The organism is Streptomyces sp. NBC_01363, from assembly GCF_026340595.1.
Taxonomy (GTDB): domain Bacteria; phylum Actinomycetota; class Actinomycetes; order Streptomycetales; family Streptomycetaceae; genus Streptomyces.
In genome coordinates, this window is the sequence record NZ_JAPEPF010000002.1 from 2191871 (window position 1) to 2207959 (window position 16089).

Annotated in this window: 12 protein-coding genes and 2 pseudogenes; 7 read left to right on the forward strand and 7 right to left on the reverse strand. The window is 71.6% G+C overall.

The features are described 5' to 3' along the window. Positions 1–178: 178 nt before the first annotated feature. Entirely contained in the window at positions 179–1969 is a 1791-nt protein-coding gene (locus OG611_RS37610) for a serine/threonine-protein kinase (RefSeq protein ID WP_266430767.1), read from the forward strand. A 251-nt stretch (positions 1970–2220) separates the two neighbouring features. Here the strand turns inward: OG611_RS37610 and OG611_RS37615 are convergent, their stop codons facing one another. After that, on the reverse strand, positions 2221–3123 hold the full coding sequence (locus OG611_RS37615) for a serine hydrolase (protein ID WP_266430769.1): 903 nt from the start codon (positions 3121–3123) through the stop codon (positions 2221–2223). Continuing rightward, positions 3120–4022, reverse strand: coding sequence for a LysR family transcriptional regulator (locus OG611_RS37620; protein ID WP_266430771.1), 903 nt, complete (start codon positions 4020–4022; stop codon positions 3120–3122). Before OG611_RS37620 ends, OG611_RS37615 begins: the two co-directional genes overlap by 4 nt. Positions 4023–4197: 175 nt before the next feature. Here OG611_RS37620 and bla point away from each other — a divergent pair, with 175 nt between their 5' ends. Continuing rightward, a complete protein-coding gene (gene bla / locus OG611_RS37625; protein WP_266430773.1) occupies positions 4198–5148 on the forward strand; it encodes a class A beta-lactamase in 951 nt (316 codons plus the stop codon). 298 nt (positions 5149–5446) lie between these two features. Next, positions 5447–7186, forward strand: coding sequence for a hypothetical protein (locus tag OG611_RS37630; RefSeq protein WP_266430775.1), 1740 nt, complete (start codon positions 5447–5449; stop codon positions 7184–7186). A gap of 216 nt (positions 7187–7402) precedes the next feature. On the opposite strand, the gene OG611_RS37635 is transcribed toward OG611_RS37630, so the two are convergent. Both OG611_RS37635 and OG611_RS37640 read right to left on the reverse strand, forming a co-directional pair. Continuing rightward, positions 7403–7741, reverse strand: coding sequence for a GNAT family N-acetyltransferase (locus OG611_RS37635; protein ID WP_266430777.1), 339 nt, complete (start codon positions 7739–7741; stop codon positions 7403–7405). Between the two features lie 41 nt (positions 7742–7782). Further along, positions 7783–8772 (reverse strand): pirin family protein, encoded by a 990-nt coding sequence (locus OG611_RS37640; protein WP_266430779.1) that lies wholly within the window; start codon positions 8770–8772, stop codon positions 7783–7785. A 122-nt stretch (positions 8773–8894) separates the two neighbouring features. On the opposite strand from OG611_RS37640, the gene OG611_RS37645 reads away from it, so the two are divergent. From OG611_RS37645 to OG611_RS37660, 4 genes and pseudogenes are all read left to right on the forward strand, one after another. Continuing rightward, entirely contained in the window at positions 8895–9398 is a 504-nt protein-coding gene (locus tag OG611_RS37645; RefSeq protein ID WP_266430781.1) for a carboxymuconolactone decarboxylase family protein, read from the forward strand. A gap of 90 nt (positions 9399–9488) precedes the next feature. After that, positions 9489–9641 (forward strand): annotated as a pseudogene (locus tag OG611_RS37650) (Rid family hydrolase); the annotation flags it as partial. 53 nt (positions 9642–9694) lie between these two features. Further along, complete coding sequence (locus OG611_RS37655; protein ID WP_266430783.1) at positions 9695–9832, forward strand: hypothetical protein; 138 nt, start codon at positions 9695–9697, stop codon at positions 9830–9832. A 65-nt stretch (positions 9833–9897) separates the two neighbouring features. Then, positions 9898–10083, forward strand: a pseudogene (locus OG611_RS37660) (ECF transporter S component); the annotation flags it as partial. Between the two features lie 41 nt (positions 10084–10124). Here OG611_RS37660 and OG611_RS37665 read toward each other — a convergent pair. Genes OG611_RS37665 through OG611_RS37675 form a run of 3 tightly spaced genes read right to left on the reverse strand, consistent with a single transcriptional unit; the run spans position 10125 to position 16047 of the window. Next, on the reverse strand, positions 10125–12254 hold the full coding sequence (locus tag OG611_RS37665; RefSeq protein ID WP_266431432.1) for an ATP-binding protein: 2130 nt from the start codon (positions 12252–12254) through the stop codon (positions 10125–10127). A gap of 2 nt (positions 12255–12256) precedes the next feature. Beyond that, positions 12257–12961 carry a DUF4255 domain-containing protein gene (locus OG611_RS37670; protein ID WP_266430785.1) on the reverse strand — a complete coding sequence of 235 codons (705 nt, stop codon included), beginning with the start codon at positions 12959–12961 and terminating at the stop codon, positions 12257–12259. Continuing rightward, the gene (locus OG611_RS37675; protein ID WP_266431434.1) at positions 12958–16047 is read right to left on the reverse strand and encodes a hypothetical protein; all 3090 of its coding nucleotides are present in this window, start codon (positions 16045–16047) and stop codon (positions 12958–12960) included. The genes OG611_RS37670 and OG611_RS37675 overlap by 4 nt, the downstream gene beginning before the upstream one ends. Positions 16048–16089 lie beyond the last annotated feature (42 nt).

The window sequence follows — 16089 nt, forward strand, 5'->3', positions numbered from 1 at the left end:
GCCCGGCCCGTGCCTGCCGCGCCGCGATCCTCGACGGCGCCGAAGCACCCCCGTTACCGGGAGGAACCTCGTACGGTTCTCAACCGGGCTGCCCCTCACGCATGTTGACACCCATCGATCCGGTCACGAGTTGCGGGCCGTCACTCCGCCGTGTGTGCGCATATGGCACAGTCGTGCCGTGGATGCACTGCGACCCCAGGACCCGGCGCGCATGGGCGCCTATCACCTTCTCGCCCGTCTCGGCGCGGGCGGCATGGGGCAGGTGTATCTCGGCAGGTCGCCCGGCGGACGGCTGGTGGCCGTGAAGGTCATCCGCGACGAGATCAGCGACCACCCCGAGGCATTGGCCCGGTTCCGGCGAGAGACCGCGACCGTCGAGGCCGTGCGCAGCGCCTACACCGCGCAGTTGATCGAGGCTTCGCTCGACGCGCCTCCGTACTGGCTGGCCACCGAGTACGTGGCAGGGCCCACTCTCCGCGGTGCCGTGGGCGCGATCGGTCCCTTCCCGGCGGACAGCGCCCTGCGACTGCTCGCCGCGCTCGCCGAGGGACTGGCCGCGGTCCATGCCCATGGAGTCACGCACCGGGACCTGAAACCGCACAACGTCATCCTCTCCTCGCAGGGACCGCAACTGATCGACTTCGGGATCGCGCGAGGACTGGAGCAGACGATCCTCACCCGGGACGGGATGGTCTCGGGGACACCCGGCTACACGGCACCCGAGGTTCTCCTGCGGAACGAAGTGGGCCCGGCGGCCGATGTCTTCGCACTGGGCGCGACCCTCGCGTACACGGCGACGGGCCGGCCTCCGTACGGCACGGGCGAACCGGCGGCGGTGAGCTACCGGACCGTGCACGAGGAGATCGACCTGGCGGGGGTACGGCCCGCGCTGGCCGAGCTCATCCGGCAGTGCGTCGCCAAGGACCCGGCGGACCGGCCCGATCCGGCCGCCGTGATCGCCCGGTGCGCGGTGGACTCGCCGCTGGCGTCGGACGCCCACTACCGGATGCTGGCACGTACCGCCGAACCCGTCCCCGAACCAGAGTGCGTGGACACGCCGCCCACATCGTCCGGCGCGCACACGGAGCCGGAGACGTCGCCGGAGACGGGGACGGTCCGGGCACCGCGGAGCGAGGCCGGGACACGGCCGAAGAACCACGAGCCGGTCGCCGACAGGGCGGAGCGGGCCGCTACCACCGCACCTACGGGCCTGCCGGACACCGCACCGGACGACCGTCCGGATCCGCAGCGACGCCCCGGCCAGGCCGCACGGGGCAGAGCCTGGCTCGCCGTATGCGCGGTGGCGCTCGCGGTGCCCATGACGGTCTGGCTGCTTCCGGAATCGGACACGAGGGACACCGGCGCCGCTCCCGCGACGGAGGTCACCACGTCGGGGCAGCCGACCACGCCGCGGACGGCCACCAGAGGCCCGGCCAGTGGACCGCCGGACCACATCGTGAACGATCGCGTCTCGCAGGACCGCTGGACCCTGTCCGACGAGCCGGAGCAGGCGGCCCAGGGCATCGGTTCCTGCGATCTGTCCAGCCTCGCCGATTCCTCACCGCCCTCGGGACTGCAGTCCTCCGTCTCCCACACCACGGGCTCGGACACGGCCTCGCTGGAGTTGCGACCCAAGAACGCCGGCGAGGGGAAGAGACCTGCGCCGTACTACATAGCCGTGGGGGTGCGTCCCCCGCACGAGACGGACCGTGCCACCGGACGACCCCTCCGGTCCGTCAGCAAGGGCATCGGCTTCACCAGCAAGCCCGTCGACATCTACTCCCGTTGGACCTCCGGCGGAACCGTCAAGTTCAAGTACCCCGGCGACTTCCGTGCCCACTTCGGCCAACGCACCGTCGACGCGCTCCCGGTGGGAGACGACAGGGGCGACTGGACCGTGGTGCTTTACCACGTCGAAGGCGGGCCCACGAAGTACACCTCCGTCGTGTGCAACGGCTTCCACGCCTGAGACGCGGCGCCTCGACGACGCGGGCGGTGCGGCCGGTGCGGAGCGTGCAGTCGGTGGGCTTCTCCCGGACCGGGACGTGTTGTGTCCGGATACGCCATGGATGCGAGGTGTGCCCCGAGGAGCCTGTTCCACCACGCTCCATAGGGCTGTCCCCATTCCGGGTACCGGCACTCGTCCATGGCGTCGAGACATGACAACAGACCATGAAACGGGTGATGACCGGACAACAGTGGTCCCACAGGGCAATACACCTAGAGCTGCCGAAGATGATCACGCAGTCTGCGGGCCACCTGCGCCATGAGGGCGTCGGCGCCGGGCTGAACACTCGCAGGGACGAGTGACTCGGTGAGGACGGCGATGGCGAAGGCCTGGCCGTCGGAGTGCTCGACGACGCCGATTTCGTGCCGGAGGTTGAGGAGAGTGCCGGTCTTGGAGGACCAAGTGGTGGCGTCGGAGCTGAAGTCGGGGGCGAGCCGGTGCCGGATGAGGTTGTGGGCCATCAGGCCACGTACGCGTTCGGCCACGTCCGGATGGATGGTGGACGGCGTCCACAGGGCTTGCAGCAGCTCTACATGGGCGCGTGCGCTGCCGCTGCTGGCGCGGGTGGTGTCGAGCTGGGGCACCCGATGTCCGCGACCGCTGGTGCCGGCGTCGATGGCGAGGGAGAGGGCGAGATGGGCCTGGGAGGCATCGAAGCGTTCCAGTGGGGTGTCGGTGAGTTCGTCGAGACTGTGCCGGACAGTGATGCCGCGGAGACCGAACTCACGGAGCATGTCGGTGACCCGGGCGGGCGGTGTGAGACCGAAGAGCACGTCGGCGGCTGCGCCGTCACTCACGCAGGTGCTCATGTAGAGCAGGTCGTCGATCGCGATCCTGGCGGGGTGACGGAAGCGGCTCAACCCGGTGGGGCCGGGTGTGGTCGTGCGCCCGGGGCGTACGTCGAGCATCGTCGCCCCGTCCAGTTCGCCCCGGCGGATGCGCTCCGCCGTCGCCAGTGCGAGCGGAACCTTGACCAGGGAAGCGGCGGGCAACTGGGTGTCCGGAGCGATTCCCACTTCGTCGCCCGTGTGGAGATCCCGCACGAGCAGACAGCCGTGCAGTCCGCCGTCGTGCAATTGCCGACGCATCTCGCTCAGGAGTGCTTCGGTGCTCACGCCGCCGCCCCTCCCGCACTGCCCGCCCCGGTGCCTGCGCCCAGGCAACGGCCGATGGCCTCGCCCAGCCGCGCCTCGATGTGTCGGGGATTGCCGCCCGCGGCGGCGACCAGGGCGAAGCCCCGGCTGAGCGTGAGCTCACCGATGGGCCGCCAGTTCAGGGCGAGTTCCTCGGCCTGTGCGGGGGAGCACAGCAGCAGGTCGCCCGTGCAGAGCACTTCCGCCGCGGCTGTCGTCAGGTCGGTCGCCGCAACGAGCTGCGCGGGCCGCAGACCGACCGCGTCCCGCAGCCGGGTGAGCGGGTCACGGATGTGCGGCACGTCGTCCTCCGGCTGGATCCAGATCCGGCGGGCCGGGCCCGTCGACGCCCGCCCGATCCGTAACGTCTCGATGTAGACGCGCCGCACGCCGGGATCCTGGACACCGGCGAGCCCGAGCGGCAGGGACCACGTCGCCTCGTCCACGGGCACGGCGAGCAGCGCGGCACGTACCAGCTGCGAGTGGATGAACTCGACGCGCTGCGCGGGCGCGGCGATACGGAGATCGAGTGTGATGCCGTGGCCCCGTGCCTCCGCGATCAGGCGGGCGAGACCGGCTGTCGAGCAGAGGCCGGGCACCGCGAGCCGCCAGGGCTTGCACTTGGCGGCATCGGCCTCGTGCAGCAGCACGTCCGCCGCCTGCACGAGCTGTCTTGCCGCCGGCAGCATGTCCCGGCCGAACGGCGTGAGGACGGCCCGCCGCGACATCCGCTCGAACAGCTGCTCGCCGAGGCGCTCCTCCAGGGCGGCGACGCGACGGCTGGCCACCGGCTGGGACATCCGGGCCGCGGCTGCTCCCACGGTGAAACCGCCGTGCTCGCTGACACTGACGAATGCCCGACACGCTCCGACCAGATCCACAGCCCGAACCCTAACGCCATGCCGGATCGGCATGAAACAGCGCGTGGGCGTATTGGACCGCATGGCAGTCGGACGGAGAAGGTGGGCCCGGCACTCATGACCACACCCCGGGATGGGGTCCTGCCGCTCCATCCCCTATGCCCCGCCCGCGGGGTGACCTGGAGGTCCGGACCCCATGCAGCAGCACAGCCCTGCCCGCCGTGCCCTTCTCGGCATGCTGGCCGCGCTCGCCCTCGTACCGCTCGCGGCGTGCAGCGGGGAGGACCCCCGTCCCTCGTCCCCCTCTTCCCCGGTGGCGTCGTCCCCGCACGCCGGGGCGACGGGACCGACCGGGGCCGTGAAGCCTTTCGACCGACGGTTCAAGGAACTCGAGCGCAAGTTCGACGCGCGGCTCGGCGTCTACGCCATCGACACCGGCACCGGCCGCGAAGTCGCCTACAACGACGGTGAGCGCTTCGCCTACGCCTCCACGTTCAAGGCGCTGGCCGCCGGTGCCGTATTGCGCAAGTACTCCGTGGGCGGGTTGGACGAGGTGGTCACGTACTCCCGGGACGATCTGATCAGCAACTCCCCGGTGAGCGAGAAGCATGTCGGGACCGGGATGAGTCTGGGCGCCCTGTGCGACGCCGCCGTCCGTTTCAGCGACAACACCGCCGCCAACCTGCTCCTCGACCGACTGGGCGGCCCCCGGGGCCTGGATGCCGTACTCGCGGGGATCGGCGATGACGTCACCCGGATGGAACACCAGGAACCGCAACTCAACCAGTGGTCTCCGGGTGCCGTGTCCGACACGAGCACGCCGCGGGCACTCGCGGGCGATCTGCGCGCGTTCGTCCTCGGAGACGTTCTCGGCAAGGGCGAACGCGCCCAGCTGACGAAGTGGCTGCGGACCAACACCACCGGGGACGAGCTCATCAGGGCAGGGATGCCGAAGGACTGGGTGATCGGTGACAAGACCGGATCCGGCGGCACCTACGGCACCCGCAATGACATCGCCGTGGTGTGGCCCCCCGACGCCGCCCCCATCGTCGTGGCGATCCTGTCGAACCGGAGCAGGGAAGATGCCGAGTACGACAACGAACTCATCGCGGAGGCGGCGTCCGTGGTCGCCGACACGTTGCCGTAGCAGGGAGTGTGTTTCTCTGGCGGGGAGTCTGTTCTCAAGCCGTGCGCGAGGGTACGCCGTGCCGGATCCAGACGTTGGGTTCGACGTGGACGGCGTGATCGTGCAAGCAGGGACACCCCGTCCCGCCATCGCCGGCCCAGGCAGAAACCTCCGCGCGGTCATGGCGCTTCGTCGCCTACGGTTGACCACCGGCCGGCAGTCGCCGTGATGCGGGGGCACGGCTGGGCCATGACGGGCCGCCCGGATCGACGCGGCGGGGACGACGCACGGCGGAGCACCTACGGGAACGGTTGGTCGGATGGTTCACAACGCCAGGCTCGCGACGGCGCAGGCAGCCGCGGACAGACAGGCCGCGCATTTCCACCGGCTGCTCACCTGGGCGGTCTCGCTGCTGCTGCCGTCGGAGGCGCGCCCACCCGCCTCGGCAGAGTTGAACGACACCGCCCTCGCCGCCCGGAGCCGGCGCTTCGACGCGCTGCTGCACAGCGGCGAGGACGGGACGGCGGCCCACGCCCGGTCCGCGCCGACACCGCAGGCCCGCCCCGAGGAGGTGATCGCCGCACTGCGTGCCGCCGGCACCGTGCTGGACGCCGACGTGGTACTCGCCACAGGCCCCGTCGACTGGCCGGCGCTGGCTGCCGCACACGGGCGTGAACCGTTCGCACGCACCCAGCGACGGGCCCTGATAGCCCGCGCCGACTGCCCGGACGACTTCACCGCCGCCCTCCTCACACCCTGGGACCCCAGGATCGCGAACCGACTGGTGGCCCGTCGGCAGGAGCTGCCCACCTCCGCATGGTGGCCCTGCCTGGAGCGGATCGGGGAGACCCGGCCCGCACTGCTGCGCCACGTACTCACCGGGGCGAACCTGCCCGAGGTGCTGCGTTCGGCGCGATACCTCGACCACCTGGTGCGCGCCGTGAACGGCTACGACCACAACAACGTTCCCGCGGCCGAGGCGTTTTGGACAGCGGTCGGCGCGGTGCTGCACGCGCGACTGGGCGACGACCCGCGAAGCTGGTACGTCGCCGCCCAGCGCTTCCCCCTTCATCACGGCACGTTGGAGCGGCTGATCCAGGGGCTCGGCGAGCCTGCGAAGGGTGCGGAACGTCCCTTCCCTGACCTGCGCGTCCTGCTGACCGCTCCGGCCGATGTGGTGGTCGCCATCGTCGCCGAACTCGACGACGAGGAGCTGGAGCAGGCGGCCGAGGACTCCTGGCACGGGGTCCGCGACCAGCCCTCGTTCCGGTCGGCCGTCACCGCGCGACTGCACGCGGCCGGTGTGCCGCGCCGGGCACTGTTCGCGCGCTGGGCCGCACCGTACCGAAGCTCTGCGGACTGCCTCTGGCTGTACGGCCTGGACGACCGGCTGGACGAGCGCCTCGTCAGGCAGGCGGATCACGACCGGGCACTGCGCCGTGGGCTCGCCGCCCTCGGACGGCCCTTGCCCCTCGGCCTGGACCTGGTCGCGGAGCTGCGGCCCTGCACCGATTCCGTCGCGGCGCAGGCCGTTCTGGACGGTGCCTGTGGCGACGCCGCGACCCCGTGGCCGGAACTGGTCCGCGCCCATGCCACCGAGCCGCTCTCGCTGCCCGTGCTGTACACGCTGGCCGCGCGCCCGGGATTTCCCGACGTTCTCGCGCAGGAGCTGCCGGGCTCGACCCGGTTCTACTGGTCGACGCACGGCCCCGCCGCCGCCCGGTCGGCGCTGTCCGACGTCGGCGATGCATTCATGTCCGACCACGTGATCCATCGGGTCCGCGCGTCCGGCGTGCTCGACGACGAGTCGGTGGTGGCCGCCATCCAGCCCGCGAGCGCGGCGCTGCGCCATGGATACGAACAGCCACGGGACGCAGCGGGCCGCGACGCGTGGCGGGCCGTGTGCGCGCAACTGGTCCGGCGGGCCGCAGACCGGGGCGGGCCCGGCCTGTGGCGCGTACTGGCCGAGCGGCTGCCCGACTGCGAAGGCCCCCTGCCGGAACTGCTCGACGCGGCCGCGGCCGAAGCCGCGGTCGAAGCCGAAGCCGGCGCGGGCTGAGCGACCGGAAACCCCGACCGGAGCGGTGCCCGGGACCGGACGGAACCCGCCCGTGGAAGGAATTCACCAACTGCTCCCGCACCAAGCGCCTCACGGACTGAGCAGCACCGGACGGGGACGTGGGCCGGTCGCACCGCAGCCGGTCGCGGACGCTCCGACGGCTCCCGTACGTCCCGGACGGATGCACCCACCGCGTGGTGATCCGAACGAGACCGGCTACGGCTGCTCGCCCCTGAGCCACTGAAGGATCTCGGGGGTCACGGGGTCGGTGATGTCGGCGAACTCGTCATGCTTCTTGAGGTACTTGGCCACATAGGGGCAGACGGGAACAATGCGCATGCCGCTCCTGCGTACGTCGTTCAGGGCCTCCGTCACGAGGACCGAGGCCAGGCCCTGTCCAGCGAAGGAGTCGTCGATCTCCGTGTGGTAGAAGACCCGCTGTCCGTCCCGGTCGCGGTAGACGGTGAAGCCTGCGGTCGCACCGTCCACCCGGATCGCGTACCGGTGCTTCGCGTCGATTCGCTCCACGACGGGCGTGGAGGCATTCTGCGTCATGGCGTTTCCCATTCCTTCAACTGGTTGCGGAGGCTGGTGGTTCAACGGCGCGACGGGTTCCCGCGCGGCTGGATGGTGGCGTTCGGCAGGATGGGTGCGGGGAGGCGGTCACCGGCGTAGCCGTGGACGGTGCCGAAGCGTTCGGAGGCGTCTTCCCAGTCCTCGCGCGCCTCGACGATGTCCTTGTGGCTACGGCCGATGAAGTTCCACCACATGACGATCTCCTCCTCGAACGGTGTGCCGCCGAGCAGTAGCAGCCGTGCCGTGTCATCGGAGGCATTGGTGAGCGTCAATGTGTCGGGTCCCGGGCCGACGTAGCCCAACTCGGCCCGGAGTATGGGGGTTTCACCCAGGCGGATGCCTCCCTGATCGACGAGCACGCCGTGCTCGAAGCCGGTGTCCACGGCGAGGGTGACTCTCGCGTGCGGGTCGAGGAGGAGTTCGGCGCCCAGCAGGGGGGTGAAGGTCCGCACCGGGGATGCGTTGCCGGCGAGTGCTCCGAGGAAGACCCTGGCCTCGCCCCCGTCCAGGCGGACGGGCTCGGGGACGTAATGCTGGAAGTCGCGCTCCGCGTGCCGGTGTTCCTCGGGCAGTGCCACCCACAGTTGGGCACCGTGCAGGACCGTGGTCCCCGGGGTCGAGACCTCCGTGTGGCTGATGCCGTGCCCGCCCGTCATGAGGTTGAGCTCACCGGGACGCACGAAGGCGTGGCTGCCCATGCTGTCGCGGTGCTCGATCTCCCCACTGAAGAGCCAGGACACGGTCTGCAGCCCGGTGTGGGGGTGGGGCGCGACATCCATGCCGCCCGTCTCGGCGACGTTGTCGGGGCCGTAGTGGTCGGCGAAGCACCAGGCGCCGATCAGAGTGCGGCTCCGCTGCGGCAGGGTGCGCCGCACCGTCATCGCCCGCGGGCCGCCCAATGGGACATCGCGCGCGGACAGCACCTCGACCTGCGGCGTCCCGTCGCTGTGCCCTTCGTCCGGCGAAGCCGCGCAGTGTGTCCTGGCCGACTCGGTCTCAGCGTCGTTCATCGCGTGTCACCCCCGGCACGGTACTTGTTGGATATTCAACTATCATGGTTGGATCCTAGAGCACCGGCGTCCGAAGCGCACGGCAAGGGCGGGCGGACCGGTATGGCCAGAAGGAGAACCGAGTGAGCGACGTGACGGCAACACCGGGCAACCGACGGGTCTTCGTCGACAAGCAGTCGCCCAAGGCGTACCACGCCCTGGTCCAGACCTCCGAGGCGGTCCGTGCGACAGCCGCCGACGCGGGCCTCGACCGTGTACTGGTGGAGCTGATCAACCTCCGCGTCTCGCAGCTCAACGGCTGCGCCTACTGCCTCGACGTGCACACCAGGGCGGCGCTCCGCGCGGGTGAGTCCACGCAGCGCCTCGGGGTGCTGGCGGCCTGGCGGGACACGGAGGTGTTCACCCCGCGGGAACGCGCGGCGCTCGCTCTGGCGGAGGCGACCACCGATCCCGCGAACGCCGCCGTGCAGGAGGCCGCCTACGGTGCGGCCCCTGAGGTCTTCGGTGACGACGAGATCTCCGCGGTGATATGGGTGGCGATCACGATCAACGCCTTCAACCGGGTCTCCATTCTGAGCAAGCATCCCGTACGCAGGGCACCCGGAACGTCTGCCTCGGGACGCTGACTCCCTCGCGTATGCACGGCGGTCCGGGATCATGACGCGATGGAACGTATTCATCGGACAATCGGTTCCGGGTCGCCGCTCGAACCATAGATCGGGTTCTCGCGGGCAGTCCGCAAAGGGGCACATGTCGCGGTCGCCGGCACTGCTCCCATCGGCGACGACGGAGCAACCGTGGCGAAGGGCGATGTCCATGCCCAGACCGTCAGGTGCCTCGACATCGCGGAGGCCGCACTCAAGGCGGCCGGGGCATCGCTGCCAAAGCGCCTTGGTCAAAGCCTCTTTGGAAAGCACCCCTCGTGCGCATCGACTTCCACGACTTCCGCGTACGGCTGCCCACACACCTGGTCCGGCTCGGCGCGCCGGTGGCCGGGACCGGGGGAGCGGCGGTGGAGCCGCCTCCCGCGACGGCGCGGAGTCCGTCGATGGATGCGTAGGCTGACGGCTCGGTGTCGCCAGGCAGGTACTTGAAGCCGCCACCGGGGTTGAACTGCTGAGCGAATACCTGGCCTTCGACCTCGCCACCCCGCTCGGCTGGGACACCGGGCGCGCGGTCACCGACTTCGTCTGCATCACGCTGGCCGGCCCGGCCGTACTCACCACCGTCCGCCGAGCCGCCCGCCGCGCCCGCTTCCGGGCTCCGGTCCGCTTCGCGCCCTCCCGCACGGCCGCACCCGACAGGAACTGAGGCCGACGGCCGGGAGAGCGCGACCGGGGATTCCGACGGCGCTACCCCGCCCCGCTTCCCCGCGAACGGTCCAGCCAAGGGCCGAACTCGCTCTCCCGGACCAGGCGGCCGAGCTTGCGGTACTCCTGGAGCACGGCCGAGACGATCTGCTCCATGCCGAGCGGACTGCCCGATTCCGCCGCCAGATAGGCGGCGGTCACCGCACAGGCGCGGATCGATCCGCCCGCCAGCTCGAAGCGTCCCGCGCAGAATTCCAGGTCGAGTCCGGCTTCGCGGGGGATCGCCGTCCCGAGGCAGCGGTCCCACAGGGCCAGTCGCTGCCGGGCGTCCGGCATGGGGAACTCCGCGATCACATCGAGGCGCCGGGTGAAGGCCTCGTCGAGATTGCCCCGCAGATTGGTGGTGAGCACCGCGATCCCGTCGAAGGACTCCATCCGCTGCAGCAGATAGGCCGACTCCACGTTGGCGTGGCGGTCGTGCGCGTCCTTGACCTGTGAGCGCTTCCCGAAGATGGCGTCCGCCTCGTCGAACAGCAGGATGCCGTTGACGTCGGACGCCTCGACGAAGATCCTTTCGAGGTTCTTCTCGGTCTCGCCGATGTACTTGTCCACCACGGTGGACAGATCCACGACGTAGAGCTCCATGCCGAGCTCCGACGCCACCACCTCGGCGGACATGGTCTTGCCGGTGCCTGACTCGCCCGCGAACAACGCGATGATCCCGCGTCCCCGGCCACCGCCGGGACGCATCCGCCACTGCCCGAGCACCTGCTCGCGGTGGCGTGCGCGCAGGGCGAGTTCGGACAGCTCCTGGCGGGTCGCGGCGGGCAGCACGAGGTCGTCCCAGCCGACCGCCGGCTCGATGCGACGGGCGAGTCGTTCGAGCCCCGCGCCGTTCTGTGCCCGGACCGCCGTGCGCAGATCCTGCGCGTCCACCGGGCGGTCCTCCAGAACTGCCAGCCGGGAGGCGACAACGGCGGCCTTGCGCACCTGCTCGGAGTCGAGCCGGTAGGAGGCGGTGGCCTCGATGAGTTCCTCGTCGGCCGCCACGCTCCCGGCGGGCAGCCCGACCGACGTGCCGGCCTCGGCGAGCGCCCGGCGCCACTGCCGCGCCACGCCCGCGGGGCCGGGGGACAGGACGTGGACCGGAACCGGACTCTCCCCGGTCCACAGGGGATCCCAGTTCTTCTTCCCGTACGCGACCAGAGGCGCACCGCTGACCGCCGCACAGAGGCCGCCGAGCAGCCGGGCCCTCTCGGGCCGCTCGGGGGCGAGCGCTTCCAGTGGCCCGAGGACGACCCCGCCGCCGCTCAGCCGGGCCTCGGCCGCCAGGGTCCGTACGACCTCCGCCGGTTCGGGAAGGGCGGCGAGGGCTGCGATGTCGACCACCAGCGCACGACGTCCCGCGGCGAGAAGCGCCTCGACCGCCAGTCTGCCGGGGTCGCCTCCCCGGTCGAGCAGATGCACCAGGCCGCTGCCCGTGCCCAGCGCCGCCGCGACCCGCAGGGCCTCCGGCCCGGTGTCCGGCTCCTCCGCGTGCGCGACCGCCCGGACGAGGCCGCGCAGCCTCCCGTCGATCTCGTCGTCGCCGAGCAGGTGGGCGGTGATCCGGTCCGGTACGCGCAGCACCCGTGAGAGCAGCGGGCGGTCGGCCTCCAGGACCTCCAGCAGTCCGCCCGCGACCAGTGGGGCGGACGGTGAGAACCGGAAGCGGCCCGAGCTCGCGGCGGGCAGCCCGCAGAGGTCGAGCGCCAGGCCGATGGTGGGCCTTCGCCGGGTGAGGTCGTCGTTGAGGTAGCCGTAGAGCCGCTCGAACCGGTTGTCGATGTCCGGGGCCATCGCGACCAGCAGGAGGTCGATGTCCAGCGGCATCAGGCCGAAGTCCTCGGCGAGTTGCCGGATCCGGCTCCCGGGCGGTGACTGCGGCGAAGGCTCGGAGCCGTGCGCCGGTACGGGTGCGAACGCGTCGCGGGACTCCACGATCCGCGCGGCCGCCTCGGGGGTGAGGTACTGCCCCCGGTACGGATCGTCCGGTTGCGGGTCGGCGGCCCGCCGGAGAGCCACGGCGTTCCTGACCCGCTGCTCGATCTGGATCAACTGCTCCCAGAGGTCCTCGATGACCGCCGTCGAGGTGTCGGCCGGTTCGCGGACGCCACGGGTGCCCTGTGTCATGGTCATCGGGCCGCGCCCCCGCGCCTGCGCCGGCCGGGCGGCAACTGCCGTTCCCGTTCCGCGGCGAAGCCCTGCGCGCCGGGGTCGGACGCCCCGTCGTAGCGCAGCCGCCGCCCCGGTCCCGCACCGTCGCCGTCCCGTCCGGGCGCGGTCCTCACCACCAGCCCCTCGGTGACCGGCGGGCCGGCGTCGGTCCGTTCACCGGCCAACGGTGCCCACACGCGCAGGTCGATCGCGGCCTTCAGCTCACCGCCGAGCGCGGACCAGACGTCCGAGGCGGACGGCCCGTCGGTGCCCGGACCCGCCGCCTCGATCGCCACGGCCAGCCCGAGCTCGGCGAGGCTGCCCGTGTGCATGCGGGAGGGCAGGACGTCCGACCGCACGAGGCAGCGCAACACCTCGGCGAGCAGACGGTGTTCGTCCTGCGGGCGATTGGTCCAGGCGGTCACCAGATAGGTCAGCTCGAACCAGCGCGGCGGGGTCCGCCAGCCGATGACCACTCCCTGGTCGTCGTGCTCCTCGGCCGTGCCGGTGCGGCGGCGGGCCGCATCCTCACGGATGCGGTGGAGGAAGACGCTGATCGTGGGGGCGTTGCGCCGGGCGGACCAGTCCTTCGTCGGTGCGTCGAAGACCAGGTCGACGCCGCTCTCCTGGAGGCCGGCGTCGACCAGCAGCAGCCGCAGCCCCTCGTCCACTTCGTGGATCATCGGCGCCCCACCTCGTCCGGCGGGACGATGGTGCCGGCGACCACCAGGAAGGGCGTGGTGACCGGGCTGAACCCCGGTCCGCTGGCGGTGATCGTGCGCGGGCCCGTCTGGTCCTTCGCCAGGATCAGCAGCTGCGCGATGAACGTACGGTCCCGGCGCGGGAAGGTGGGCGGTGCGGCTGCCGTGATCCCGGGCTTCCAGCTGAGCTTCACCGGTGCCCCGGGCGGGAAGTCCTTGCCCCGTACGGAGGTGACGAACCCGGGTTTGCCGACGGCGGGCACCGCGACGATCCGGGGCTGGAGGATGCGCAGCGGTTTCCTGGAGACGTTGTCGCCGGTGTCGGCGTCGGTGCCGGTGGTGGTGAGCGTTCCGGTGATGGTCGTCCTCAGCGCCCGGTCCGGCTTGAGCACGACACGGACGACCGTGGAGGCGCCGGGTGCCAGGTCGGGCAGCGTGCACACCCCGGCGGCGCAGCCCGCCGGAAGCGGACCTGCCGGGATCCGCGTGGGCAGTCCGAGCCTCAGCCGCAGACCGGTGGCGAGCGCGTTCCGGCCGTTGCGCACGGTGTACGTCACCACCACCCGGCCACCGACGAAGCCGGGGCTGGGCTGTGCCCGCACCGTGACGCCGGGCCCCGCCTTCGGCTCGGGCTCGGGCGCCGGAGGCCGGGGCGGCGAGGTCGTGGGAGAAGGGGTCGGCGTGGGTGTCGGAGGCACGTCCTGGACCGGCACGGTCGTCTCGGTGGCGTTGTCCGTGGGGTTCGGGTCGACCACGGCCCCGGTGACCGACCAGCCGATCCGCTGGTCTCCCGTCGTCACGCCGGTCAGCCGAGCGGTGACCTCCACACCGGCCCCGGGCGGGAGCATGCCGAGGTCGCACTGGGGCGACTCGGTGGCACAGGGCCCGTCCGGGGTTGTGAGCTCCTCCAGACGCACGCCGGGCGGGGCGTCGACGGTGAGCACGGTGCCGGGCGAGGGCGCCGGCCCCCTGTTGGTGACGGTGACCGTCACCGACACGGAGGAACCGACCTCCACCGCGGGTCCGGTGGGCGGTGCGGTCAGGGTCAGGTCGACCGACTGCTGGAAGGCGGGCTCCTTCTGCCGCCCGGTGAGCCTTTCGCCGAACGGCGTCAGCGTGCCGGAGGAGAGGTCGAGCATGGACAGCTGCTCCGGGGAGTTCGGCGCGAGCGCCCTGCGTGAACTCAGTACCAGCCGTCCCGCGTCCGGCGACCAGGCCACGTCGCGGGGCTGGAAGGGCCCGGTCCGCGAGGTGTCGGGGATGTCCTGGTGGCATGCGTCGGGGTTGTTCCGCTGGACGGACGGAAGCACGACCCGGCACTCGCCGCCGGTCAGCGAGGTCACGATGATTCCGGCGCGCTCGTTGACCTGGCCGCCGCCGTCCTTCCGGTTGAAGGCGATCGAGCTGCCGTCGGGGGAGAAGGCGGGGCTGTCGTCGATCTTCTTGCATTCACCGGGGCAGACGGTGACGCTGAGGTCCCGCTGCTGGTCGAGCGCCGCCACCGGCACGGTCCAGACGTGCTTGATGCCGCCCAGCCCCCGGATCACGTGGTTGCGGGTGAACGCGAGGGTGGTGCCGTCCGACGACCAGGTCGGCTGCGCGTCACCTCCTGCCAACTGACCTTCCGGCGGAACTATCCTGCCTTCGATCGCCCCTGTCGCGACGTCCGCGATGAGAATGCTGCTCGGCCCCGGCTGCCCGTCGACCCTGCCGGGAGAGGCCCGGGTGAACGCCAGCTTGGTGCCGTCGGGCGAGAACGTGGGGTCGGTGTCCCAGTCGCGGGGACCGCGCCCGTCGAGCGGCATCGCTGCCTCGTGGGTCCCGTCGGCGTCGGCCAGCCAGATCCGCTCGACGCGCTCCTTCTCCTGACCCTCGAAGCGGGTCAGGACGATGCGCCTGCCGTCCGGTGTGTAGTTCTGCCGCTCGGTCCAAGGGTCGTAGGCGTCCGCCGGATTGAACAGCGGGTCCTTGGCGGGGTCGGTGTTCGTATTGGCCTCCGGGTCCTCCTTCAGGATGGGGAGCCCGAGATCCCGCGGGTCCGAACCGTCCTGCCTGACGTCCTGGAGCGTCACGTCGTTCGCCTCGCGAGGGGTCCGCCGTGCCACGACGGCGGTCCCGGAGCCCGCGGGCCCGAGCCAGGTGGGCGATTCGACCGCACGGTCCTCGCCGAGCGTCAGGCCCGGCTCGTTCCCGTCGAAGGCGGTCGTCCGGTAGACGTGGTCGTAGTCCTTGCACCCGCAGGTCGTGTCGGGGCTGAGGAAGAGCAGGCCGTTCCCGTCCGGCAGCCAGGCGGCCGAGCGGGTGCGCCAGTCCGCCTGGACACCGGCCAGCAGGGGACGGTCGGTCCCGATTCCCTCGGTCACCCGGAGCCGGGGTCCCGTCTCCTCGTCCGTGGTGAGGGTGTACGCCACAAGAGCGCGGTGGGAGTCGTCGTCCACCGGGTTCCACTCCGGCTCGGTCGCGTCGCCGGGCGGGCCGTCACTGATCACCCTCGCCGCGCCGCCGGCCACGGCCTGTTCGTAGATCAGGCCGGTCCGCCCGGGACCGGAGTCGCAGGAGTAGGCGATCCGCGAGCCGTCCGGGGAGAAGGTCGGGGAGGTCTCGTTGTTGGGGGTGTCCGTCAGCCGCCGCAGGCCGGAGCCGTCGATCCCGACGGTCCACAGTTCACGCTGGACCACACCGTCCGGCCCCCGCTCCGCAGAGTCGAACACCACGGTCCGCCCGTCCGGGGAGAGTTCGGGATGTGCGGCGTCCCGGCCGGTGGTGAGCTTGCGCACCGCTCCGCCCGCATCGCGCACGTACACCTGCGGGCGCACGCTGTCGCGCAGGCTGGTGAAGACCAGCAACTCGCCGCGTGCGGAGGGATCCTGGTCGTAGTGGACCGGTCCGGAGCCGAACAGCGGGGCGCTGGTGGCCGGGTCGGTGACCCGGCCGAGACTGCGGTGTTCGGTGCCGGCGTAGGCGATGCGCCCCGCGTCCACCGGCCCTTCGTCCGCCGCCGCGGCGAGCCTCGGCGCACCCTGGGGGGCGGACGCGGAACCCGCCACCAGCAACGGCGCCAGCAGCATCAAAGCGCCCGTCAGTCGGCCCAGCCGGGTATGCCTCGCAGG

Excerpts from the sequence above, each read along its gene's own strand:
- OG611_RS37635 (WP_266430777.1), bottom strand. The coding sequence starts at position 7,741 with ATGACGCAGAATGCCTCCACGCCCGTCGTGGAGCGAATCGACGCGAAG.
- OG611_RS37670 (WP_266430785.1), bottom strand. The coding sequence starts at position 12,961 with ATGATCCACGAAGTGGACGAGGGGCTGCGGCTGCTGCTGGTCGACGCC.
- OG611_RS37630 (WP_266430775.1), top strand. The coding sequence starts at position 5,447 with ATGGTTCACAACGCCAGGCTCGCGACGGCGCAGGCAGCCGCGGACAGA.
- bla (WP_266430773.1), top strand. The coding sequence starts at position 4,198 with ATGCAGCAGCACAGCCCTGCCCGCCGTGCCCTTCTCGGCATGCTGGCC.
- OG611_RS37675 (WP_266431434.1), bottom strand. The coding sequence starts at position 16,047 with ATGCTGCTGGCGCCGTTGCTGGTGGCGGGTTCCGCGTCCGCCCCCCAG.
- OG611_RS37640 (WP_266430779.1), bottom strand. The coding sequence starts at position 8,772 with ATGAACGACGCTGAGACCGAGTCGGCCAGGACACACTGCGCGGCTTCG.
- OG611_RS37665 (WP_266431432.1), bottom strand. The coding sequence starts at position 12,254 with ATGACACAGGGCACCCGTGGCGTCCGCGAACCGGCCGACACCTCGACG.